At 68.9% G+C, this 21,657-nt stretch carries 19 protein-coding genes; 9 read left to right on the top strand and 10 right to left on the bottom strand.

Annotated features, from left to right (window positions below; genetic code table 11):
- Window positions 1-23: 23 nt before the first annotated feature.
- The 4 genes from E9536_RS00810 to E9536_RS00795 all read right to left on the bottom strand — a co-directional run bounded on the left by E9536_RS00810 (window position 24) and on the right by E9536_RS00795 (window position 4,611).
- Window positions 24-2,015, bottom strand: coding sequence for a methyl-accepting chemotaxis protein (locus E9536_RS00810; RefSeq protein ID WP_136469094.1), 1,992 nt, complete (start codon window positions 2,013-2,015; stop codon window positions 24-26).
- 137 nt (window positions 2,016-2,152) lie between these two features.
- The gene (locus tag E9536_RS00805; protein ID WP_027791496.1) at window positions 2,153-2,584 is read right to left on the bottom strand and encodes a YqaA family protein; all 432 of its coding nucleotides are present in this window, start codon (window positions 2,582-2,584) and stop codon (window positions 2,153-2,155) included.
- Between the two features lie 85 nt (window positions 2,585-2,669).
- Window positions 2,670-3,845 carry a voltage-gated potassium channel protein gene (gene kch / locus E9536_RS00800; protein ID WP_059694969.1) on the bottom strand — a complete coding sequence of 392 codons (1,176 nt, stop codon included), beginning with the start codon at window positions 3,843-3,845 and terminating at the stop codon, window positions 2,670-2,672.
- 121 nt (window positions 3,846-3,966) lie between these two features.
- Window positions 3,967-4,611 (bottom strand): LysE family translocator, encoded by a 645-nt coding sequence (locus tag E9536_RS00795; RefSeq protein WP_136469093.1) that lies wholly within the window; start codon window positions 4,609-4,611, stop codon window positions 3,967-3,969.
- Between the two features lie 284 nt (window positions 4,612-4,895).
- Between E9536_RS00795 and E9536_RS00790 the strand changes: the two genes are divergently transcribed.
- On the top strand, window positions 4,896-5,378 hold the full coding sequence (locus E9536_RS00790; RefSeq protein WP_021159229.1) for an Lrp/AsnC family transcriptional regulator: 483 nt from the start codon (window positions 4,896-4,898) through the stop codon (window positions 5,376-5,378).
- An 835-nt stretch (window positions 5,379-6,213) separates the two neighbouring features.
- Here the strand turns inward: E9536_RS00790 and E9536_RS00780 are convergent.
- Window positions 6,214-7,863, bottom strand: coding sequence for an IclR family transcriptional regulator C-terminal domain-containing protein (locus tag E9536_RS00780; protein ID WP_136469092.1), 1,650 nt, complete (start codon window positions 7,861-7,863; stop codon window positions 6,214-6,216).
- A 177-nt stretch (window positions 7,864-8,040) separates the two neighbouring features.
- On the opposite strand from E9536_RS00780, the gene E9536_RS00775 reads away from it, so the two are divergent.
- The 3 genes from E9536_RS00775 (at window position 8,041) to E9536_RS00765 (ending at window position 11,976) form a co-directional block, all read left to right on the top strand.
- Window positions 8,041-9,000 carry an MBL fold metallo-hydrolase gene (locus tag E9536_RS00775; protein ID WP_059683417.1) on the top strand — a complete coding sequence of 320 codons (960 nt, stop codon included), beginning with the start codon at window positions 8,041-8,043 and terminating at the stop codon, window positions 8,998-9,000.
- 180 nt (window positions 9,001-9,180) lie between these two features.
- A complete protein-coding gene (locus E9536_RS00770; protein ID WP_059492292.1) occupies window positions 9,181-10,530 on the top strand; it encodes an MFS transporter in 1,350 nt (449 codons plus the stop codon).
- Between the two features lie 87 nt (window positions 10,531-10,617).
- Window positions 10,618-11,976: an MFS transporter gene (locus E9536_RS00765; protein ID WP_136469091.1), complete on the top strand. Its 1,359-nt coding sequence runs from the start codon at window positions 10,618-10,620 to the stop codon at window positions 11,974-11,976.
- A 21-nt stretch (window positions 11,977-11,997) separates the two neighbouring features.
- Here E9536_RS00765 and E9536_RS00760 read toward each other — a convergent pair whose 3' ends face one another.
- The 3 genes from E9536_RS00760 to E9536_RS00750 form a co-directional block, all read right to left on the bottom strand.
- Window positions 11,998-12,294 carry a hypothetical protein gene (locus E9536_RS00760; protein ID WP_060171001.1) on the bottom strand — a complete coding sequence of 99 codons (297 nt, stop codon included), beginning with the start codon at window positions 12,292-12,294 and terminating at the stop codon, window positions 11,998-12,000.
- A 137-nt stretch (window positions 12,295-12,431) separates the two neighbouring features.
- Window positions 12,432-14,234, bottom strand: a complete 1,803-nt coding sequence (locus E9536_RS00755; RefSeq protein WP_136469400.1) for a sensor domain-containing diguanylate cyclase — start codon at window positions 14,232-14,234, stop codon at window positions 12,432-12,434.
- 338 nt (window positions 14,235-14,572) lie between these two features.
- On the bottom strand, window positions 14,573-15,373 hold the full coding sequence (locus E9536_RS00750; RefSeq protein WP_060315280.1) for an SDR family oxidoreductase: 801 nt from the start codon (window positions 15,371-15,373) through the stop codon (window positions 14,573-14,575).
- Window positions 15,374-15,509: 136 nt separating this feature from the next.
- On the opposite strand from E9536_RS00750, the gene E9536_RS00745 reads away from it, so the two are divergent.
- Complete coding sequence (locus E9536_RS00745) at window positions 15,510-16,469, top strand: GlxA family transcriptional regulator (RefSeq protein ID WP_136469090.1); 960 nt, start codon at window positions 15,510-15,512, stop codon at window positions 16,467-16,469.
- Between the two features lie 77 nt (window positions 16,470-16,546).
- Window positions 16,547-17,695, top strand: coding sequence for an epoxide hydrolase family protein (locus tag E9536_RS00740; RefSeq protein ID WP_136469089.1), 1,149 nt, complete (start codon window positions 16,547-16,549; stop codon window positions 17,693-17,695).
- Between the two features lie 102 nt (window positions 17,696-17,797).
- Here the strand turns inward: E9536_RS00740 and E9536_RS00735 are convergent, their stop codons facing one another.
- A complete protein-coding gene (locus E9536_RS00735; RefSeq protein WP_124531325.1) occupies window positions 17,798-18,289 on the bottom strand; it encodes a 2,4'-dihydroxyacetophenone dioxygenase family protein in 492 nt (163 codons plus the stop codon).
- Between the two features lie 168 nt (window positions 18,290-18,457).
- On the opposite strand from E9536_RS00735, the gene E9536_RS00730 reads away from it, so the two are divergent.
- Genes E9536_RS00730 through E9536_RS00720 form a run of 3 tightly spaced genes read left to right on the top strand, consistent with a single transcriptional unit; the run spans window position 18,458 to window position 20,554 of the window.
- Window positions 18,458-18,928 (top strand): MarR family transcriptional regulator, encoded by a 471-nt coding sequence (locus E9536_RS00730; protein ID WP_136469088.1) that lies wholly within the window; start codon window positions 18,458-18,460, stop codon window positions 18,926-18,928.
- Between the two features lie 37 nt (window positions 18,929-18,965).
- The gene (locus E9536_RS00725) at window positions 18,966-19,301 is read left to right on the top strand and encodes a hypothetical protein (RefSeq protein ID WP_060170991.1); all 336 of its coding nucleotides are present in this window, start codon (window positions 18,966-18,968) and stop codon (window positions 19,299-19,301) included.
- Window positions 19,298-20,554 carry an MFS transporter gene (locus E9536_RS00720; protein ID WP_021159215.1) on the top strand — a complete coding sequence of 419 codons (1,257 nt, stop codon included), beginning with the start codon at window positions 19,298-19,300 and terminating at the stop codon, window positions 20,552-20,554. The genes E9536_RS00725 and E9536_RS00720 overlap by 4 nt, the downstream gene beginning before the upstream one ends.
- 112 nt (window positions 20,555-20,666) lie before the next feature.
- Here E9536_RS00720 and E9536_RS00715 read toward each other — a convergent pair whose 3' ends face one another.
- Complete coding sequence (locus E9536_RS00715; RefSeq protein WP_124814796.1) at window positions 20,667-21,620, bottom strand: LysR family transcriptional regulator; 954 nt, start codon at window positions 21,618-21,620, stop codon at window positions 20,667-20,669.
- Between the last annotated feature and the right edge of the window lie 37 nt (window positions 21,621-21,657).

The raw sequence follows: 21,657 nt of genomic DNA, 5'->3' as shown, positions 1-21,657 counted from the left end.
CCTGGCCGATCGTCCGTCTCCGGTCACGCGTCCCGCTCGAGGCGGAACACGCTGACCGCGTCCGCCAACTGCGCGGCCTGGTCGCGCAGCGCGACGGCCGCGCGTTCGGCGTCCGAGATCAGCGAGGCATTCCGCTGCGTCGCGTCGCCGATCTGCGTGACGGCCAGGTTCACCTGTTCGATGCCGGTCGATTGTTCGCGCGACGCGGCGCTGATCTCGCCGATCAGCGTGCTGACCTGGTCGACGCGCGCGACGATGTCGCGCATCGTGCCGCGCGCGGCGTCCGCGATCCGGTAACCCTGTTCGACGGTCGTCGACGATTCGGCGCTCAGCGCGTCGATCTCCTTCACGGCAGCCGCGCTGCGCTGCGCGAGCGTGCGCACCTCGGCCGCGACCACCGCGAAGCCCTTGCCGTGTTCGCCCGCGCGCGCGGCCTCGACGGCCGCGTTCAGCGCCAGGATGTTGGTCTGGAACGCGATGCCCTCGATCGTGCCCGTGATCTCGGCGATCCGGCGTGTTGCGCGGCCGATGTCGTCCATCGTCGCGACCACGCGCTGCACCGCGGCGTCGCCGTTCGTCGCGGCGGCCGACGCGTGGGCGACCAGCGCGTTGGCCTGCGCCGCGTGCTCGGCGCTCTGCTGCACGGCGGCGGTGATCTGCTCCATGCTGGCGGCTGTCTGTTCGACGCTGCTCGCCTGCGTCGCGATCCGCGCGGCCATGTCGCCGCTGCCGGCCGCGATGTCGACCGTGCCGCGCGCGATGTCGGCCGAGCTGTTGCGCACCTGCTCGACGATCCGGGCGAGGCCGTCGCCGATCCCGTCGACGGCCTGTACGAGCCGGCCGATCTCGTCATTGCCGGCGTGGCCCGCGTGGCCGCGCATGGCTGCGTCATCGCGGATGCGCACGCTGAGATCGCCCGCCGCATAACGCTCGGAAGCCCGTGCCGCCGCATCGAGCGGCCGGCTCACGACACGGCGGACCACGATGACGAACAGCGTCGCGAACGCCGCGACGAGCAACGCGCCGATCATCAGGAAGCGGTTGCGGGTGGCGCGCATGCCGGCGAGCAGTTCGTCGTCGAGCGCAATGCCACCGACGAGCCACTGCCACTGCGGAATCGTCGTGAACGACACGAATTTCGCGGTGGGCCCGCTGTCGTGCGCGGCCGGGTCGATCGACGTGTACGCGAGCTGTCCCGCGCCGGCCGCGAGCATCTGCGCGTAGGGCGCGCGCGTATCGTCGGCAGGCGCGCCGGCCGCATCGGGATGCACGACGAAGGTGCCGCGCGACGGGCCCTGCGATGCGTCGAGCACGAAGTAGTAGCCGTTGCTGCCGATCTTCAGCGAGCGGATGCCGTCCTCGACGAGCTTGAGTTCGGCGCCGATGTCGAGGCCGACGAACAGCGCGCCGATCACGCGGCCGGTCGCATCGGTCACCGGCTTGTATTGCGTGATGTACGGCCGCCCGAACAGCTTCGCGAGGCCGGTGTACACGCGTCCGGCGACGAGCGGGGCGTACGCGGGGCCCGCACGGTCGAGCTTCGTGCCGACGGCGCGCGCGCCGTCCTGCTTCTTCAGCGATGTCGTGATGCGCACGAAATCGTCGCCGTCGCGCGCGAAGATCGTCGCGATCGCGCCGCTTTTCTTCAGGAACTGGTCGGGAATCGAATAGTCGAGGTCGAGCGGCTGGCCGCCCGCGAGGAGCGTTGGCGCGGCGACGCCGCCGATGTCGACGGTGCGCGCCGGGTCGATCGAGAACTCGGCCGGCAGAAAGCTCGAGAACAGCGACATCGAGCGATCGGCTTCGGCGGTCAGCGCCTTGTCGAACAGGTCGACCATCGCGCGGATCGACTGCTCGTTGTCGGCGATCCGCAGGTGCGCCTCTTCGGCGAGTTGCCGGCCGGCGAAATGGGCGAGCGTCCATGCGAACACGGTAAACAGCAGGGCGACGAGCGCGCACGCCAGCGCGGCAAGACGCGCGCCGACGCTCACCCGGCCCAATTGGGTCAATCTCATGAAACGTCCTGAGTGGGGAGGGAGAGGGGCGGAACGCACGCGTCACCGCTGATCGACCTTAATACGGCAGCAGCGGCGAATTCTTTAGCGGCGCGTCGTCGATGGCGACGCCGGCAGGTGCGGCGGGAGCGCGGGTGTCAGTGCGTGACGAGCCACGCGACGGCCAGGTAACGGCCGACCTTCGCGATCGTCACGATCGCGAGAAAGCTCGGCAGCGGCTCGCGCAGCACGCCGGCGATCATCGTCAGCGGATCGCCAATCACGGGCGCCCAGCTGAGCAGCAGCGACCAGCGGCCATAACGCGCATACCAGCGCTCGGCGCGTGCGAGCGCGGCGGGCTTGACGGGAAACCAGCGGCGCGCGCGGAAGTGCTCGATGCCGCGCCCGAGCGCCCAGTTGATCGCGGAGCCGGCGACGTTGCCGACGCTCGCGACGAGCACCAGCGCCCATACGGGTTCGCGCCCGGCAAGCAGCAGGCCGGCGAGCACGGCTTCGGACTGGAGCGGGAACAGGGTCGCGGCGACCATCGACACGGCGAACAGGCCGCCGTAAGTGAGCAATTCGGACATCGCGCGATTGTACCGGGCGCATGCCGGCCGCCGCGGGTCATGCGGTCACGCGGTCACGAGGCCATGCGGTCACGGGCCCGACAGGTCATGCGGCATCGGCCGTGCCGAACAGCAGGTGCGAGATCATCGACTTGTCGACCGGTTCGTCGTTGAGCGTGCTCGCGAGCAGTTCGCCCGCGAGCTGCTGCGGCGAAAACACCATGTCGGGCTTCAAGAGGCGCAGCCGTTCGAGATTGCGCTGCTGGTTCACGAGCGCGACCGTGCGCACCGACGGCGCGATCTCGCGGATCGCGAGGATGATGAACGCGTTCTCGGCGTCGTCGGAGCGCAGCGCGAGCACCGCGCGCGCGGTCGCCGCGCCGGCGCTTTCGAGCACCGCATGGTCGGTCGCGTCGCCGACGATCAGGTCGGTCGCCGCCGCGTAGTTGTGCTCGACGCCGGCCGGCACGACGACGGTCACCGCGTAACCGCGCTTGCGCAGTCCGTCGTGTACCGCATGCGCGACGGGCGTCGCGCCGACGATCAGGAAATGATGCTTGCGGATCACGTTCGAAATGCCTCCCTTGACGATCCGTTTCAGATTGCCGCCGATCACGGGGCCGACGACCGCGCTGATCGACGTCGCGAACACCGTGATGCCGAGCACGATCACCGAGGCGGTGAACAGGCGCGCGGTCGGCGCGTGCGGAACGATGTCGCCGTAGCCGACCGTCGACATCGACACGATCGAGAAATAGACGGCGGTGGCGAGGTCGTGGACGGGCGGCGTGAATTCGTCGCCGAGGTACAGCACGCCGAAGGTGGCGTAGATCAGCAGCGACACGATGCTCAGCAACGCGAACAGGCTGCTCGCGGCGATGCTCGCGCGGTCGAAATGCCGCCAGTAATAAAGCAGCGCGACGACCAGCACGGCCGTGTAGGCGAACACGCCGTGGCTCGGATAGCCGCCGAGCGCGCTGAGCGCGGCGGCCGCGACCAGCAGCAGGATCGACAGCACCCACGCGACGCGCGCGCGCAGCAAGATGCCGATGGCCATGGTCGCGAGGCCGGCCGCGATCACGACCTGCGGCAGCACGACGAGCCCCGCGTTGTCGACGAGGTTCAGCGCATCGGCGAGCCACGCACCGTGGCGGCCGAGCTTCGCGTTGTCGACGACCGGGCGCAGCACCATCAGTGCATCGAGCGCGAGGAGAAGGGCGAGATACCAATGCAGGCCGATCGGCGCGAACAGGCGCCGCAGGCGGGTAGTGACGTGCTTCATTCAGTCGCCCGGCAGGCCGGGCATGTCCAACGAACCAGGCGCTACCCTAAAGCATTCCGCGATCGGCTGCTTTTTCGCGGGGCCCGGCGGCGGTGGCGACAACCCGCGCAGCGGCGGCCGTTCAGTTCCAGCCGGCCATGATCGCGCCCATCCCGACGAGCAGCCCGCCCGTGACGCGGTTCATCGCGCGCATCCGCGCGGGCCGCTGCAGTGCGCGGCTCAGCCGGTGCGAGAACAGCGCCATCGACGCGACGCCGCCCGCGAACAGCACCGCGAAGGTCGCCGAGAGCAGCAGGAACTGCTGGTTCAGGCTCCAGTCGGCGTCCGGGACGATGAACTGCGGGAAGAACGACGGGAAGAACAGCAGCGTTTTCGGATTCAGCCCCGAGGTCGCGAGGCCGCGCCAGAACAGCGCGCGGTGCGAGTCGGCCTCCGGCGTTGCCGTCCCGGCGGGCCCGGCCGTAGCGGACGCGCCGGCCGGCGTGCGGCTGAGCCATTGCTTGCAGCCGAGCCAGACGAGGTAGGCTGCGCCGGCCCAGCGCAGCACGGTCAGCGCGCGCTCGTCGAGATGCACGAGCGAATTCAGGCACAGCGCGGTCAGCGCGAGTTGCAGCAGCACGGCGAGCGTGCCGCCCCAGACGCACGGCAGCGCGCGGCGCCAGCCGGCGCGCAGTGCGTGGTTCATGGTGAGGAGGTTGACGGGGCCGGGAGCGTAGACGAGAACGGCGGAAGCAGCGAGAAACGAGAGGTAAAGCCTGAACGACATGACGGGTAGGGCAGGAACAGGAACACGGGCGCCGAAGCCGCGCGGCCGGATAGGCGCGCGGGCGGCGGGGAATCGCATGCCTGCTGGCCGGCACCGCAACTCGTGATTGCGGCCGTGCGTCCCGCTGCGAAGGGGTTGTCGCGGGGAGCGTGCCGGACAACAGGCATGGGGAAAATATATCAAGGGGCCGGATTAAAAGGCTTCCGCATTTCCACACAAACCGACACAAATCCGGAATGTCGTTCAGATAGAATCGCGCTTTTCAGTAGAAGATTCTTCCTGCCATGGCCACACGTGAACGCTCGCCGAAAACGCTCGACAGCCAGGACCGCAAGATCCTGGGTGCACTGCAGAAAAATGCGCGCCTGTCGAACGCCGAACTGGCCGAACAGATCGGCATGTCGACCACCGCGTGCTGGAACCGCACACGGCAACTCGAGGTGGACGGCTACATCGACGGTTATGTCGCGCTCGTCAACCAGCGGAAGCTGGGTTATGCGGACATCGTGATCCTCGAAGTCACGCTCGATCGCCACGAGGACGACGCGCTCGCCCGCTTCGGCGAGGAGCTCGCCGCGCTGCCCGAGGTGCTCGAGGCGTATCTGGTGTCGGGCGAGTACGACTACTGGATCAAGGTCGCGGTGGACGGCACGGCCGGCTACGAGCGCTTCCTGCGCGAAAAGCTGTACAAGATTTCGAGCATCCGTCACAGCCGCTCGATGTTTGCACTGCGCTGCATGAAGGACGTGCCGTCGATTCAGGTGTGAGGAAGGCAGGGGTGAGATGCGGCCGTCGTTGAAACGACGGCGCTTGTGGCTGCGCGTATGCGCGGAGAAAGCCGGCGATCGGGCGGAGGACAAGGCGCGCGGCGCGGTTCGGTACCGCGGCCGGCAACGCGGATGAATCTTCCGTCCGCGATGGTCCGGACTACCCACGTGCTGGCTGGATAACGGCTGCCCGCCCGGGCAACCGTCAGACAGAACCGCGCCGAAGCCGATTCGATACCGCGTCGACGCGGATTGCCGCCGGCATCGGCTTCAAAGCGACCTCGACACGCTCCCGGCACCGGGAGCGCATTCAACCGGGGCAACTAGTGCCGGTTTCCACATTGTTTGCCGCCCCCAGGCGTTGCCGGGTGCCGCAGCCTTGTGGCGCGCATCCGGGCAAGCGGATCAGGACGGCATCGTGCGGCCGGCTGTTGGCCGGTCGTATCGCTCAGCGCGGCAGGCGTGCGTGTGCTTCAGCGATGACTTCGCAGGTCTCGAGGTGGAGTGCCCAAGCTTCTGCAATCAGCTCGCCCACACGTGCGAGCCAGCCAGCGGATTCGGTGGAACGGTCGGAGACATTAGACGTTTGCATGACGAAGCCCCATATAGGTGGCGAGTTAGGGATAACCCTAATCATAGCGAAACGCCTCCGCCTTGTGAAAGGCGATTTCGTTATATGAGAATTACTGACAATTTGTGTTGCTGCTTCGCAACATGAATATCGGGTGCCTTGGCGCGGCCGTGCCGGCGCGACGAGGCCGTGCCGGCACGGCCTCGCATCGAACAAGAGAGGGGGATTCGGGCGCTGCGGAGGATAGCGGGAGCGGGCGTCGGCTTACGGGCCGATCCACCCGAACCGCCACGACAGCCGCCGCGTCGCGGCGAGCAACGCCTGCGCGAGATCGCTGTCCGGCCCGCGCGGGAAGCCGCGCGACGAACCGATGATCGCGATCACGAGCCGGATGCTGCCGGTGTGATCGAACACGGGCGCGGCGACCGTCCCGATGCCCGGCACCGGTGCGTCGAACGCGAAATCGAGCGCGTCCGCGCGGATCGTCGCGAGCCGCGCCCGGAATGCGTCGTCGGTCGGCGGGGCGATGCGGCCCGCGAGGCGCACGGGCTCGTCGGCGAGCAGGTCGGCCAGCACGTCGTCGGACATGCCGGCCGCGAAGATCCGGCCGATCGCCGTATTGACGAGCGACATCACGGTGCCGACCTGAAGGCTCACGTGCTGCGGCCGCGCCGATTCCTCGAGGCGGATCACCGTCGGGCCGAGCGGCCCGAGCGTCGCGGCCGCCACGCTCATGTCGGTCGCGCCGGCCAGCGCGACGATCTCGGCTTCCGCGTCGCGCGTCGGCGACACGCGCTGCATCGCGATCAGGCCGAGCGCCTGCCCGAGCGGGCCGCCGCCGAAGCAGCCGGCGTCGTCGCGGCTCAGCAGGCCGATCTTCTGCAGGCTGACGAGATGCGGAAAAGCCTTCGCGGCCGGCATGCCGGCCGCCGCCGCGAGATCGCGCAGCGGCAGCGCGCGGCCCGCCGACACCAGCGCGAGCAGCAGCTCGCCGGTGCTGTCGAGCGCGTTGATCCCGCGCTGCGCCTTCGCATCGTCGGCCAGCGCGGGCGGCACGCGCGGAGCGGCCGGGGCTGCGCCGGGTGCGGGCGACGGGGCATCGTGCGCCGCGCCGAGCGATGCGCTCGCCTGCCGTGCCGCGTCGCGCAGTGCCGCCGCGATCGGGCCATCCCACGCGACGTCGATCGAGCCTGTCGAACCGATCACCGTCAACGCGAGCTGCAGCGCACCCGCCGCGTCGAACACCGGCACGCACATCGCGCTGACGCCGGGGCTCGGCAGGTCGACGCCGCGCTCGATCCCGCGTACGCGGATCGCGTCGAGCTCGGCCTGCGGCACGCCGGTGTCCGGCACGGGCTGCTCGCCGCCCGCAAGCGTGTCGGCCGCGCCGGCCTGGCTGGCGGCCATCGCGCGGAGTTGCGCGGGGTCGCCGAACGCGCGGAACACGCGGCCGGTGGCCGTCGTGTCGAGCGACATCACCGAACCGACATGCAGGTTCACGTGCAGCGGATAACCGCCGTGCTCGATGCGCACGATCGTCGGCCCGAGCGCGCCCGGCACCGACAGCGCGACGCTCAGGCCGACCGCTTCCGCGAGTCGCGCCGCGTGCGGCAGCGTCGCGCGATAGGCCGGCTGGCGCTCGATCGACATCAGCCCGAGCCGCAGCGACAACGGGCCCGGCTCGTAGTTGCCGGTGAGCGCGTCGCGCTTCACGAGCGCGAGCCGGGTCAGGCTGACGAGATAGGTGTGCGCCTGCGCGGTCGACAGGTCGGCCGCCGCGGCCAGCTCGGACAGTCCGAGCGGCTTGCGCCGGCGCGCGAGCGCGTCGAGCAGCCGGCCGCCGACCTCGACACTCTGGATCCCGCGCTGCGCCTTGGGCGGCGCATCGTCTGCGCTGACTTCGTGGTTCTGCACGCGATGATTCTTCCGTTGACGAAACCCCGCATGGTATCCGACGCCATTTATCGCGCCAGCCCGCAGGTTTACCCGTATTAGACAATAGCAAGCGACTTTGTCATTGACAAATATTCGGCGCGAGAAGATGATCCGCTCACTCCCCTCAACACATGGCTCGCAGCCACGGAACGCAACATGGCCAAAGCATTCGCCTCCCAAGCCGATCTGGAAGAGAAGAAAGTCACCTGGACGAAGCTGTCCGAGAACGCGTACGCGTACACCGCCGAAGGCGATCCGAACTCGGGCGTGATCATCGGCGACGACAGCGTGCTGATCGTCGACACGACCGCGACGCCCGCAATGGCGCAGGACCTGATCGCGAAGATCCGCAGCGTGACCGACAAGCCGATCAAGCACGTCGTGCTGTCGCACTACCACGCGGTGCGCGTGCTCGGCGCGTCCGCGTATTTCGACGAAGGCGCGCAGCACGTGATCGCGAGCCGCGGCACGTACGAGATGATCGTCGAGCGCGGCGAGGCCGACATGAAGTCGGAGATCGAGCGCTTCCCGCGCCTGTTCGCCGGTGTCGAGACGGTGCCCGGCCTGACCTGGCCGACGCTCGTGTTCGAACGCGAGATCACGCTGTTCCTCGGCAAGCTCGAGGTGAAGATCATGCATGTCGGCTCGGGCCACACGAAGGGCGACACGATCGTCTGGATCCCGTCGCAGAAAGTGCTGTTCTCGGGCGACCTCGTCGAATACGACGCCGCGTGCTACTGCGGCGATGCGCAGCTCGAACAGTGGCCGGCCACGCTCGAGGCGCTGCGCGCGCTGAACGCCGAGAAGCTGGTGCCGGGCCGTGGCCCCGCGCTGCTGAACCCGGCCGAAGTGAACAAGGGCCTCGACTACACGAAGGATTTCGTCACGACGCTGCTCGCGCAGGGCCGCAAGGCCGTCGAGCAGAAGCTCGACCTGAAGGCGTCGATGGCGCTCACGCGCGAAGCGATGGACCCGAAGTTCGGCCACGTGTTCATCTACGAGCACTGCCTGCCGTTCGACGTGTCGCGTGCGTTCGACGAAGCGAGCGGCATCACGCATCCGCGCATCTGGACCGCGCAGCGCGACAAGGAAATGTGGGCCGCGCTGCAGGACTGAGCGGCTTGCACAGGCGGGGTGTCCGACAGGGCGCTCCGCCTTTTTTCTGAAGCGGCGACCGGCCGCGGCATTCCGCCGTCTTGCCGTCCGCCGTGATCCGAGCTCACTAGAAAGCAGGGCGCACGTACGCCCTGGGAGACGGCTGCGCGCCCGAATCGCGCAGCCTGTTTGGAGAGAGACATGCCCCAATCGCTTCATGCCGAAGCGACGCTCGCGCACGCGAGCGCTTCGGCTTCCGCATCCGCCGCCACGGACGACGCGCTGCTGTTCCGCAAGATCGCATGGCGGATCGTGCCGTTCCTGTTCCTCTGTTACGTCGTATCGTTCCTCGACCGCATCAACATCGGCTTCGCGCAGTTGCAGATGAAGCACGATCTCGGCTTCAGCGACGCGATGTATGGCCTCGGCGCCGCGGTGTTCTACGTCGGCTACGTGTTCTGCGAAGTGCCGAGCAACATGCTGCTCGCGCGTTTCGGCGCGCGCCGCACCTTCACGCGGATCATGCTGCTGTGGGGCATCGCGTCGACCGGGATGATGTTCGTGTCGCAGCCGTCGCATTTCTATGTGCTGCGGTTCCTGCTCGGCGTGTTCGAAGCCGGCTTCTTTCCCGGCATCGTGCTGTACCTCACTTACTGGTTCCCCGCGAACCGGCGCGCGGCCGCGATCTCGGTGTTCTTCGCGGGCGTCGCGGTGGCGGGGGTGCTCGGCGGCCTGATGTCGGGCTGGATCATGCGCGACATGGGCGGCGTGCTCGGCCTGCACGGCTGGCAGTGGATGTTCGCGATCGAAGGCGCGCCGGCGATCCTGCTCGCGTTCGCCGCGTTCACGTTCCTGGTCGACCGGCCGCAGGATGCCGCGTGGCTCACGGCCGATGAAAAGGCGCGGGTCGCCGCGCTGTGCGCCGACGGCCGCGGCCACGGCCACGCGCACGACGGGCGCAGCCTCGTGGCCGCGCTCGCCAATCCGCGCGTGTACCTGTTCGCGTTCATCTATTTCTCGCTGACCTGCGCGTCGCTGACGCTCAACTTCTGGATGCCGCTGATGATCCGCGATTTCGGCGTGACCGACGTCGTGGCCGTGAGCCTGTACACGGTCGTGCCGAACGCGGTCGGCGCAGTGGGGCTGGTCCTGATCGCGCGCCGTTCGGACCGGACCGGCGAGCGCCGCAAGCACTTCGCGTGCTGCACGATCGGCGGCGGGATCGCGCTCGCCGCGTTGACGCTGCACCTGCACAGCTTCGCGGCGATGCTCGCGTGCCTGTCGATCGCGGCGACGCTGATCTTCGCCGCGCTGCCGATCTTCTGGGCCGTGCCGACCCGCTACCTGTCGGGCAACGCGGCCGCGGCCGGGATCGCGCTGATCAGCAGCATCGGGATCACGAGCGGCATCGTCAGCCCGTGGGTGATCGGGATGATCCGCACGCGCACCGGCAGCATGGATCTCGCCGTGTATCTGCTGGCCGCGTTGCTGGTGGCGAGCGGCGTCGCGCTGATGCTCGGCGTGAAGGGCGAAGCCGCGCCGCGCGACTGAACGCGCAACGGCCGGTCGCCGCGCGCGGGCGGCGGCGACCGGCGCCCCCTGTTCGCCCCGCACCCGAATCCATCGAGGAGACGATCGATGTCAGCCCCTCTTCAAGCCGATGCCGCGCGTGCCGTCGCGTCCGGCGCCGCTGCACCGGACGACGACGCGCTGTACCGGCGCATCGGCATGCGGATCGTGCCGTTCCTGTTCATCTGCTACATCGTGTCGATCCTCGATCGCAGCAACATCGGCTTCGCGCAGTTGCAGATGCGGCAGGATCTCGGCCTGACCGACGCGATGTACAGCCTCGGCGCCGTGCTGTTCTTCGTCGGTTACGTGCTGTTCGAGGTGCCGAGCAACGCCTTGCTGCGCCGCTTCGGTGCGCGCCGCACGTTCGCGCGGATCATGTGCCTGTGGGGCGCGGTGTCGGTCGCGATGATCACCGTCGACAGCGCGAAGCATTTCTACGTGCTGCGCTTCCTGCTCGGGCTGTTCGAGGCCGGGTTCTTCCCGGGCGTGGTGTTCTACCTGACGTACTGGTATCCGGCGCGGCGGCGTGCGTCGGTGCTGTCGATCTTCTACGCGGGCGTCGCGGTGGCGGGGATGGTCGGCGGGCTGCTGTCGGGCTGGCTGATGCGCGGGATGTCGGGCGTGCTCGGGCTGCACGGCTGGCAATGGATGTTCGCGATCGAGGGCGCGCCCGCGATCCTGCTCGGCGTGATCGCGTGGTTCTGGCTGTGCGATCGCCCCGAGCAGGCGCGCTGGCTGTCCGACGCCGATCGCCAGCGGCTTGCGGCCGACCTGGCCGCCGACCGCGCCGGTGCTGTCGGTGCCGCCGGTGTCGATACGCCGGCGCCGCATTCGCTGCGGCAGGTGCTGGCCGAACCGCGCACGTACCTGTTCGCGTTCATCTATTTCTCGCTGACCACCGCGCTTCTGATGCTGCTGTTCTGGATGCCGCTGATGATCCGCGAATTCGGCATCCACGACGTCGTGCAGATCAGCCTGCTGTCGGTCGTGCCGAATGCGATCGGCGCGGCCGGCCTGATCGCGATCGCGCGGCGTTCCGACCGCAAGCGCGAGCGGCGCAGGCACTTCGCGGCATGCGCGTTCGGCGGCGCGGTGGCGCTTGCGCTGCTGACGCTGCACCTGCCGAGCATCGTCGCGATGATGGCGCTGCTGTCGGTCGCGGCGATGCTGATCTTCGCCGCGCATCCGGTGTTCTGGGCCGTGCCGTCCGCGTATTTCTCCGGCGCGGGCGCGGCCGGCGGGATCGCGCTGATCAGCAGCATCGGCGTGTCGAGCGGCATGATCACCCCCTGGCTCGTCGGGCTGATCCGCACGCGAACCGGCAGCATGGATCCGGCGATGCTGATGATCGCCGCGCTGTTGGCCGCGTGCGCGGTCGCGATGCTGCTGGGGGTGCGGGCGGTGCCGCGTGCGGAGGCGGCGTGACGCCGGCGGCTGCGGTGCGATTCAGTGGAAGGACAGAAACAGCCCGGGTAGGACGAGCAGGCCGTGCAGCACCAGCGCCCCGTAGATCACGCCACCGCGTGCCCGCAGGTCGATCGACAGGCAGGCGATCGCCGCGATGACGCCGATGGCCGAGAGGCCCGCCGCCCAGAACAGTGCGGTAATCAGCACGCGAACGCCGGCGTACGGATCGTCCATCGAACTGGCGAACACGTAGCCGATCAGAAGCGCCAGCAACTCGACGAGCGCGACGACGAGCAGACCTGTCGCGATTCGCGCGGTTCGTTTGGCATTGTCCATGGCAAGTCGTGGTGAGGAGAGCAAGGGGCGCAAGTCTACACGATCGGTTTCGAACCGATCGCGCAACGGGGGCCGGGAAACCGGGCGGCGGACGCGGCGCGGATGTCGCCCGGCGCGACGTTGCGCCGTCGCCCCGGCTACGCCCGATACACCTCGATCCGGTTGCGGCCGCGCTCCTTCGCGAGATAGAGCGCCTTGTCGGCGCGTGACAGCGGCTGGTACGCGCCGAAGTCCGACGCCCGCATCGCGTCGATGCCGATGCTGACGGTCAGCGTGACCTGCTGGTCCTCGTGCATCAGCCGCGCCTCTATCGCGCGTTGCTGCACGCGCTGCGCGAATGCCAGCGCGGTGTCGAGATCCGCCTTCGGCAGCACGACCGCGAATTCCTCGCCGCCGACCCGGCCGACGATCCCGTCGGGCCCGGTTTCCGCGAGCAGCAGCCGCGCGAAATGCCGGAGTGCGCGATCGCCGACCGGGTGGCCCCAGCGGTCGTTCAGCGCCTTGAAGTGATCGAGATCGAGCATCAGCACCGCGGCGGCCAGGCCGGTCGTGCGCACGTTGCGCAGCGCGGCTTCGCTTTGCCGCATGAACGCGTGGCGGTTCGACAGTTGCGTCAGGTGATCGGTCGTGGCCATCCGATGCAGCTCGGCCTCGATGTGCTTGCGGTCGGTCGCGTCGGTGATGAAGCCGTGCCACACGGTGCCGCCGTCGGCCGTGCGCTGCGGGCGTGCATCGCCTTCGCGCCAGCGCAGGCCCTGGCCGGGCAGCAGCACGCGATATTCGAGGCGCCACGGGGTCAGCCGCACCGACGAGTCGTGCAGCGACAGCCGATAGGCGACCAGGTCGGCCGGATGAATCCGCGTCTCGACCGCCTCCGCACTGTGGGCGACCTGCTCGGGCGTCAGTTCATAGATGTCGCTGACACCCGCGCTCGCGTAGGTAAAGAAGCGGTGCCCGTCGGCCGTTTGCCGCAGCTGGAACACGAGCCCGGGAACCTGGTCGGTGAGATCCGTGACGAGCGCGGCCGAGTCGCGCAACCGCGTGGCGAGCTCGCGCAGCGCGGTGATGTCGGTGGTCGTGCCGACCATCCGGAGCGCGCGGCCGTAGGCGTCGCGGGTGATCACCTTGCCGCGGCTGCAGATCCATTTGTAGGTGCCGTCCTTGCAACGGATGCGGTGCTCGACCGCGTAGCGGTCGGTGCGGCGCTCGAAGTGCGCGAGCATCGCGGCTTTCACGTCGTCGACATCGTCCGGATGCAGCCGTTCGTATGCATCCTCGATCCGGGTGCCGAGCTCGTGCGGCGCGTAGCCGAGCAACGCCTTCCAGGCCGGCGAGTAATGGATCTCGCCGGTTTCCACGTTGCGATCCCACACACCGGTGCCGCTTTCGGTGAGCGCGAGCGTGGTCAGCGTGCTGTGTTCCTCGACGACGCCGAGCCGTTCGCGCAACGCGGCGGCTTCGATCGCGCGGCAAAGCGCGCTTGCCGCCAGCATGGCGAGGTCGCGGAGCAGCGTGCGTTGCGTGGCGTCGAGCGTGCGTTGCGCATCGTCGACGACGCACAGCATGCCCAGTGTCGCGCCATCGGGCGCGGCCAGTTCGCAGGCCGCGACGATCCGCGGCGCGTGAGGCGGGCCGCCGCCGCATTGCCCGTTCGCATTCGCGTTCGTGTCGTCCGGCACGAGCCGCGCATCGGCGGCCGGATCCGGCTCGACCCGGGGTGGCAAGCCATCGGCGAAAAGGGGATCGGGCAGCGCGCCGTCGACGGCGAGCACGCGTGGCGCATCGGCATCCGCGTGCGCAATGAACGCGCCGGCGGCACCGAAATGCGCCCGCGCGACACGACAGACGGTGGCCAGTTCCGGCACGGGCGGGAGCGCGGGCTGAAGGTCGGCCGAACCGCGCGCGGAGGCCGGCGCGTCGCCGGTCTCGGTGATGAACATACGGACCCGCATGGTCGAGTTTGCAACGGACGATTGCCCTCGTGATCGGACGAATGCCGGTCGGACGAGGCCGCTTGGGGACTGCAATCGCAGAGCTTACTGTTGCGTGGAATGCGTGGCAAGCGAACCGGAATTGTCTGTCGGTATGCGCGATTTGCGTCGATCGGGAAAGAATCCGGTGCATGTTTCGGCAGACGAATCCACCGATCGGCACGCGCCGGGAAACGTGCCGCGGAACCCGGGATGATCGTCGGCGATGCGCTGCATGTCACCGGGTTCCGCGGCGCGTCCCGGAGGGCGACGCGCTTGCTGCCTTCGACCTGCGGGACGTCGGACGGTCAGCGTGCCGTCGCGTAGCGCGGCGCGGGCGTATCGGCCGACAGGTGCGGGGCCATCGTGCGGCGCGCGGCCTCGTAGGCGGCCCATTCGTCACCCGCATGCAGCGACGGAATCGTCACGAGTTCGCCGCGCTCGAAGCCGATCAGCGCCGCGTCGACGAGGTCGGACGCCGACATCACGATTTCCTTCGGCAGATGCTCGAGCGGCAGGCCGCCCGTCTGCCAGAAATCGGTGGCGGTCGCGCCGGGCAGCACGGCCTGCACCTGCACGCCCTTGTCGGCGAGTTCGTGATGCAGCGACTGGCTGAACGCGAGCACGAACGCCTTCGTGCCGCCGTACACGCCGTTCAGCGTTTCCGGCGAGATCGCGACGATCGACGAAATATTGATCACCGCACCGCGGCCGCGGGCGACGAAGCCGGGCACCGCCGCATAGGTGAGGCGCGTGAGCGACGTCACGTTCAGGTCGATCATCCGGGTCATCGCGTCGACGTCGCTGTCGAGCAGCGGCGCGTGCGTGCCGACGCCCGCATTGTTCACGAGCAGCGTGATGCTCGCATCCTGCTTCAGCTTCGCCTCGACGGCGGCGAGGGCCGCGCGGTCGTTGAGGTCGGCGTCGACGATCTCGACGCTGCGCTGCGTGTCGTTCGTGATGCGATCGGCGAGGGCGGCCAGCCGGTCGCGGTTGCGCGCGACCAGGATCAGGTCGTAACCGCGGCGCGCGAGGCGGTCCGCGTAGACGGCGCCGATGCCCGACGAGGCGCCGGTAATGAGGGCGGTACCGCGATGTGCTTGCGTCATGATGTGCTCCGTTTCGATGGGATTGGCCGGATGGCGTGAAGCCATTCTGGCCGTGAATCGCTGTGACACAAATGACGTAGATGGGTATGATTCAGGACATCGGGCCAACTCACTGGCCGGGGAAGGGAGAACGCACATGCACCGCATCGGCTTTCTGATCAGCGACGGCTTCCAGATCATGGCGCTCGCCGCGCAATCGGTGTTCGAGTACGCGAACATGGGCATGAGCGAGCCGTTCTACGTGATGGGCAACTATTCGGTCGACGGTGGCGACGTGCGCTCGTCGCTCGGGTTGCCGGTCGCCACGCACGCACTGCGCGGGCAGCTTGCCGTCGATACGTGGATCGTCGCGGGCGTCAACGATCCGGTCGCGTCGCCGGCGCCGCCCGGCGTCGTCGCGTTCCTGCGCCGCGCCAACGCGCGCGCGCGGCGGATCGCCGGCATCTGCACGGGCGCGTTCGTGCTGGCCGAGGCCGGGCTGCTCGCGCAGCGCCGCGCGACGACGCACTGGGCGTTCGGCCGCGACCTGCAGCGGGACTACCCGCAGATTCGCGTCGAGGAAGACCGGATCTACATCGTCGACGGCCCGATCTGGACGTCGGCCGGGATGACGGCCGGCCTCGACCTCGCGCTCGCGATGGTGGAAAAGGACCTGGGCGCGGATGTCGCCCGGTCGGTCGCGCACAAGCTCGTGATGCACCAGCGGCGGGCCGGCGGCCAGTCGCAGCATTCGGAAATGCTGGATCTCGCGCCGAAATCCGACCGGATCCAGAACGCGCTGAACTACGCGCGGCAGCATCTCGGCCGCGCGCTGACCGTCGAGGATCTCGCCGAAGCGGTGCACCTGAGCCCGCGCCAGTTCAGCCGCGTGTTCACGCTCGAGACGGGGCAGTCGCCCGCGAAGGCGATCGAGCGGCTGCGGCTGGAGTCCGCGCGGCTGATGATCGAGCAGAGCCGCCATTCGCTCGACGTGATTGCGAAGGAAAACGGCTTTCGCGACCGGCGGCACATGCGCGAGGCGTTCGTGCGCGGGTTCGGCGTGCCGCCGCAGGCGGTGCGGCGCGACGCGCGGTCGGATGGGCGGGAGGCGGGCTGACGCGTGTGCCCGAGCTGCTCTGCGCGCGCCGGAAAAATCGCGCAGAATCTCGTCGACCCGCTTCGCGAGGAGACCCGATGCACACCGCCCCGTTCGACATTGCGATTCCCGATCACGCGCTCGATGACCTGCGCCGGCGCCTGCGCGCCACGCGCGCACCGACGCTGACACCCGCGGAGCCGTGGCAGCAGGGCGTCGACGGCGCCTGGTTGCGCGAACTGACCGCGTACTGGGCCGAACGTTTCGACTGGCGTGCGGCGGAGCGTGCGCTGAACCGGCTGCCGCAGTTCGTCGCAGACGCAGGCGGGCAGCGCGTGCATTTCATCCATCGACGCGGCGTCGGGCCGAAGCCTTATCCGCTCGTCATCACGCACGGCTGGCCCGGCTCCGTCTTCGAATTCGACGCGCTGATCGATCGCCTCTGCGACCCGGCGGCGTTCGGCGGCGATCCGGACGACGCGTTCGACGTCGTCGTGCCGTCGCTGCCCGGCTTCCTGTTCTCGCCGGCGCCCGCGGCACCCGGCATGTCGGCGTTTCAGGTCGCGGACCGCTGGGCGGCACTGATGTCCGGTCTCGGATATCGCCGCTTCGGCGCGCAAGGCGGCGATCTCGGCGCAGGCGTGTCGATTGCGCTCGGCGCGCGGCATGCCGACGTGGTGGACGGCATTCATCTGAACTTCCTGCCCGGCAGCTACGAGCCGCCGACCGACGCGGCCTTGCCGCTGACCGACGAGGAACGGGCGTTCGTGACGCAGCGCGGCGAGTGGGCCGCGCTGGAAGGCGGATACGCGCACGTCCACATGACGAAGCCGCAGACGCTCGCCGTCGCGCTCAACGATTCGCCGGCCGGGCTGGCCGCGTGGATCGCCGAGAAATTCCGCGCGTGGAGCGATTGCGACGGCGACCTGGCGCGGCGGTTTTCGCACGACACGCTGCTGACCGGCATCTCGTTGTACTGGTTCACCGGCTGCATCGGCTCGTCGATGCAGATGTATTGGGAAAACCGGCTGCAGCCCATGCGCTTCGCGGCCGGGCAGCGCGTGGCGGTGCCCGTCGGGTTTGCGCGTTTTCCGAAGGAAATCGGCCGCCCGCCGCGCAGCTGGCTCGAACGGGTGTTCGACGTCGTGCAGTGGACCGACATGCCGAGTGGCGGCCATTTTGCCGCGATGGAGGAGCCGGATCTGCTGGCCGACGATGTCCGGCGGTTTTTCCGGCGGTTTCGGTAACGCGCGGGCAGGCCGGGGACGTTGGCGAAGGGCGCCGGCTGCCATCCGCACATCAGCGCGAGCCCGCACCGCACGGATCGCGACCCGGCGATGCCGCCTGTCTTACCGTGTGACGAACGGCGCGGCGTCGTCCGGCGCCGTGCGCGCATGCTTGCGCTGGCGCAGCAGCGCGACGCGGCAGTTCTCGCGCGCGGTTTCGCGGCCTTCGTCGTCGAGCAGCACCAGATCGCCGCGCATCACGTTCAGCGTGATCACGTCCTCGCCCGGCGCGCCGAGCGTTTCCGGCGTATGCACCGAGCCGGCCGGTTCGAGCACCGTCGAGCCGGCGCGCGCAATCCAGTCGTATTCGAGGTAGCGCCACGCACCCTGCAGCGTATGGACGAATACCTCGCCGTCGTGGCGATGGCGCGGCAGCGTGCCGCCGGCCGGCATCTTCAGCAGCGCGGTGAGCGTGTCCTCGGCCGCGTTGATGTGCAGGTACTTGATTGCGAGCCCGGGCAGGTCGGCGCTCATCGGCAGCCACGGCAGCGCGTCGCCGGGCAGGCACGAGATCGGCGGCAGGTCGGTGGAGAGCGGAGCGGACGGCTGCGTCATGGCGGGAAGCGGAGCGGAAATGGGGAGCCCGCATTATCGCAGAGCCGGCTTGCGCGGCCGAATGCGACGTTTCGCATCGGCTCGAGCGCACGCGAAGGGACGATCCTTACAAGGTGAAATATGCAGCTAAACTGTACAGTTTGACTGTATACCTGCTATCTTGAATTCATGAACCCGCCATTACCTCCCTCCGGCGCGCTCCCACTGGCCGGTCTCGCCGGCGAACTCCGCATCTCGGTCGGCAAGCTGATGCGGCGGATGCGGGAGCAGATCCACCCGAACGACCTCACGTCATCGCAGAAGTCGGTGCTGTTGCGGCTCGACCGCGACGGCCCCGCGACCGTATCGGCCCTGGCGCGCGCCGAAAGCGTGCGCCCGCAGTCGATGCGCGTGACGGTCGCGACGCTCGAGACGCTGGGCGCCGTCAGCGGCGAGCCCGATCCGTCCGACGGCCGGCAGACGCTGATCGCGGTCACGCCCGGTTTCCGCAAGGTGCTGCAGGCGAACCGCGCGGCCAAGGATGACTGGCTGTTCCGCGCGCTGCATGCGCAACTGTCGGCGGCCGAGCAGGCCGAGCTCGCGTCCGCCGTGAAGCTGCTGCAGCGGCTCGCCGAATTCCAGGAAACGCCGCGCCCTTGAACCGCATCGACCCGCTTGCCGAAAGGACAACCCGAACATGAACCTCCCGCATCTCGTCGCGTATTTCTTCGGCGGCGCGTTTCTCGCGAACGTCGTGCCGCATCTCGTCAGCGGGTTGCGCGGCGAGCCGTTCCAGACCCCGTTCGCGAATCCGCCCGGGCGCGGGTTGTCGTCGTCCACCGTGAATGTCGTGTGGGGCGTCGCGAACCTCGTGATGGCTTATGTGCTGGTGTGCCGAGTGGGTGATTTCGACCTCCGGGTCACGGCCGATGCAGCGGCGTTCGGTCTCGGCATCCTCGCGCTCGGCCTGTTTCTCGCGTGGCACTTCGGCGAGCTGCACGGCGGCAACGAGCCCGACCGGGAGCGGCCATGAGCGTGCCGGCGGCGGGCGTGTTCCGTTCGCTTCGCAGTTTCAACTATCGTGTGTGGGCGATCGGTTCGCTGGTGTCGAACATCGGTACGTGGGTCCAGCGCACCGCGCAGGACTGGCTGGTTCTCACGCAGCTCACGCATCACGACGCATCGGCCGTCGGCACGGTGATGGCGTTGCAGTTCGGGCCGCAGTTGCTGCTGTTGCCGTGGACCGGCTACGCGGCCGACCGCTTCGACCAGCGCAAGCTGCTGATGGTGACGCAGGCGCTGATGGGCGTGCTGGCGCTGGTGCTCGGCGCGCTGACGGTCACGGGTGTCGCGCGGCTCGAGCATGTCTACGTGTTCGCGTTCCTGTTCGGCTGCGCGGCGGCGTTCGACGCGCCCGTGCGGCAGACCTTCGTCGCGGAACTGGTCGGCGATCGCGAACTCGCGAACGCGGTCGCGCTCAATTCGACGTCGTTCAACGCCGCGCGGATGATCGGCCCGGCGGCGGCGGGTTTCATGATCGCGTCGGTCGGCACGGGCTGGGCGTTTGTCGCCAACGGGCTCAGCTTCTTCGCGGTGCTGGTGTCGTTGTTGCTGCTCCGCGAGGACGAACTGCGCGCGAACCTGCGGGCGGGCCGCTCGCGCGGCGGCCTGCTCGACGGGTTCCGCTACGTGTGGCGGCGCGACGACCTGAAGGCGATCCTCGTGATGCTGTTCCTGATCGGCACGTTCGGGCTCAATTTCCAGCTGTTCATCTCGACGATGGCGGCCAGCGTGTTCCACGTCGATGCGCGCGGGTTCGGCGTGCTGTCGTCGATGATGGCGGTCGGCACGGTGTCGGGTGCGCTGCTCGCCGCGCGCCGCGAGCAGCCGCGCTTCCGGCATCTGTGGTTCGGCGCGGCGCTGTTCGGGCTCGGCTGCACGCTCGCCGCGCTGGCGCCGGGCTATTGGCTGTTCGCCGCCGCGCTGGTGCTGACCGGGATCGCCGCGATCACCTTCATGAACTCGACCAACAGCCTGATGCAGTTGTCCACCGAGCCGGCGATGCGCGGCCGCGTGATGGCGCTGCGCCTCGCGGTCGCGCTCGGCGGCACGCCGATCGGCGCGCCGGTGGCCGGCTGGGTCGCGAACCATCTCGGCCCGCGCTGGGCGCTCGGCGTCGGCGCGATGTCCGGTTTTGGCGCGGCGCTCGTCGCGACGCATTTCGTGAAGCGCAGCCGCGCGCAAGCGCAAGCCGACCGCGCGCGCGACCGGTTCGACGGCGTGTGACCGGGGCGACCGGGCGGGGCGCTGGTGCCGCCGCCGCGCTTGTCGGTCCCTTCATTGCCGGCACGCCGCCGCACGACGGGCGGCCGGGAGCCCGATCCTTTGCGTGAGTCGCCTACGCCGCCGGCCGTGCCGTTGCCGCGTGCGCGGCTTCCAGACACGACTGGAACAGCAGCGCGGCCCGCGACGGCCGCGGCGAGCGCCGCAGCAGGCTCACGAACCGGCACCGGTAATTGAACCGGTGCGGCGCGATCGGCTGCATCAGCCCCTTGTTTTCGAAGCTTTCCGCGTAATGGTCGGGCAGGAAGCCGAGATAACGACCGGACAGGATCAGCGTCGCGATCGACTCCTGATCCGACGCGGTCGCGCTGCGCGTGAGCTTCGCGCGGTGGCTCAGTTCCATGTTCGGCGAATGGAAGCCGAGCCCCGCGAATGCGTGGTTGCGGATCGTCGTCCACGTGAGCTTGCCGTGCGGCGCGTCGTAAAGCGGATGCTGGCGGCCGCAGTACAGCAGCATCCGTTCGTCGAACAGCTCCGTATACACGAGGCTGCCGGAGTTGCGGTGCGCGGGAATGATCCCGACCTGGTAGCTGCCGTCGATGATCCCGCGCTCGACCTCGTTGATCGACGCGACATGCAGGTTCAGCGCGACGTCGGGCGCTTCGTCGGCGAACTGGCGGATTGCGTCGCCGAGGCGAGCGTTCGCGTTGGTGGCCGTCTTGTCGAACACCGCGACGTGCAATTCGCCGCCCATCCGGTCGTGAATGCCGTCTATCCTGCTTCTAAATGCCTCCATCGACGCGAGCAGCCGCAGCGTCTCCTCGTATACGGTCTGTCCCTCGGGCGTCAGCGTGAAGCCCGCGCGGCCGCGCCGGCACAGCACGAGGCCGACGCGCGTTTCCAGGTCCTTCACGTGCCGGCTGATCGTCGAGATGCCGATATTCAGTTCCAGTTCGGCCGCCGCCATCCCGCCGCACTGCACGACGCCCTTGAAGACCCGCAGCAGGCGGAGATCCATGTCGCTGAGCTGCCCGAGCAGCGCGCGGCTCTTCGGTTTCTTTGCTTGCATAGTTGCGCAAGTGAACATTGATATTGCGATATTGAAG

It is taken from the genome of Burkholderia sp. LS-044 (assembly GCF_004803625.1).
Taxonomy (GTDB): domain Bacteria; phylum Pseudomonadota; class Gammaproteobacteria; order Burkholderiales; family Burkholderiaceae; genus Burkholderia; species Burkholderia cepacia.
The sequence above is the reverse complement of the archived record's forward strand: the minus strand, read 5'-3'. Positions and strand labels throughout refer to the sequence as shown.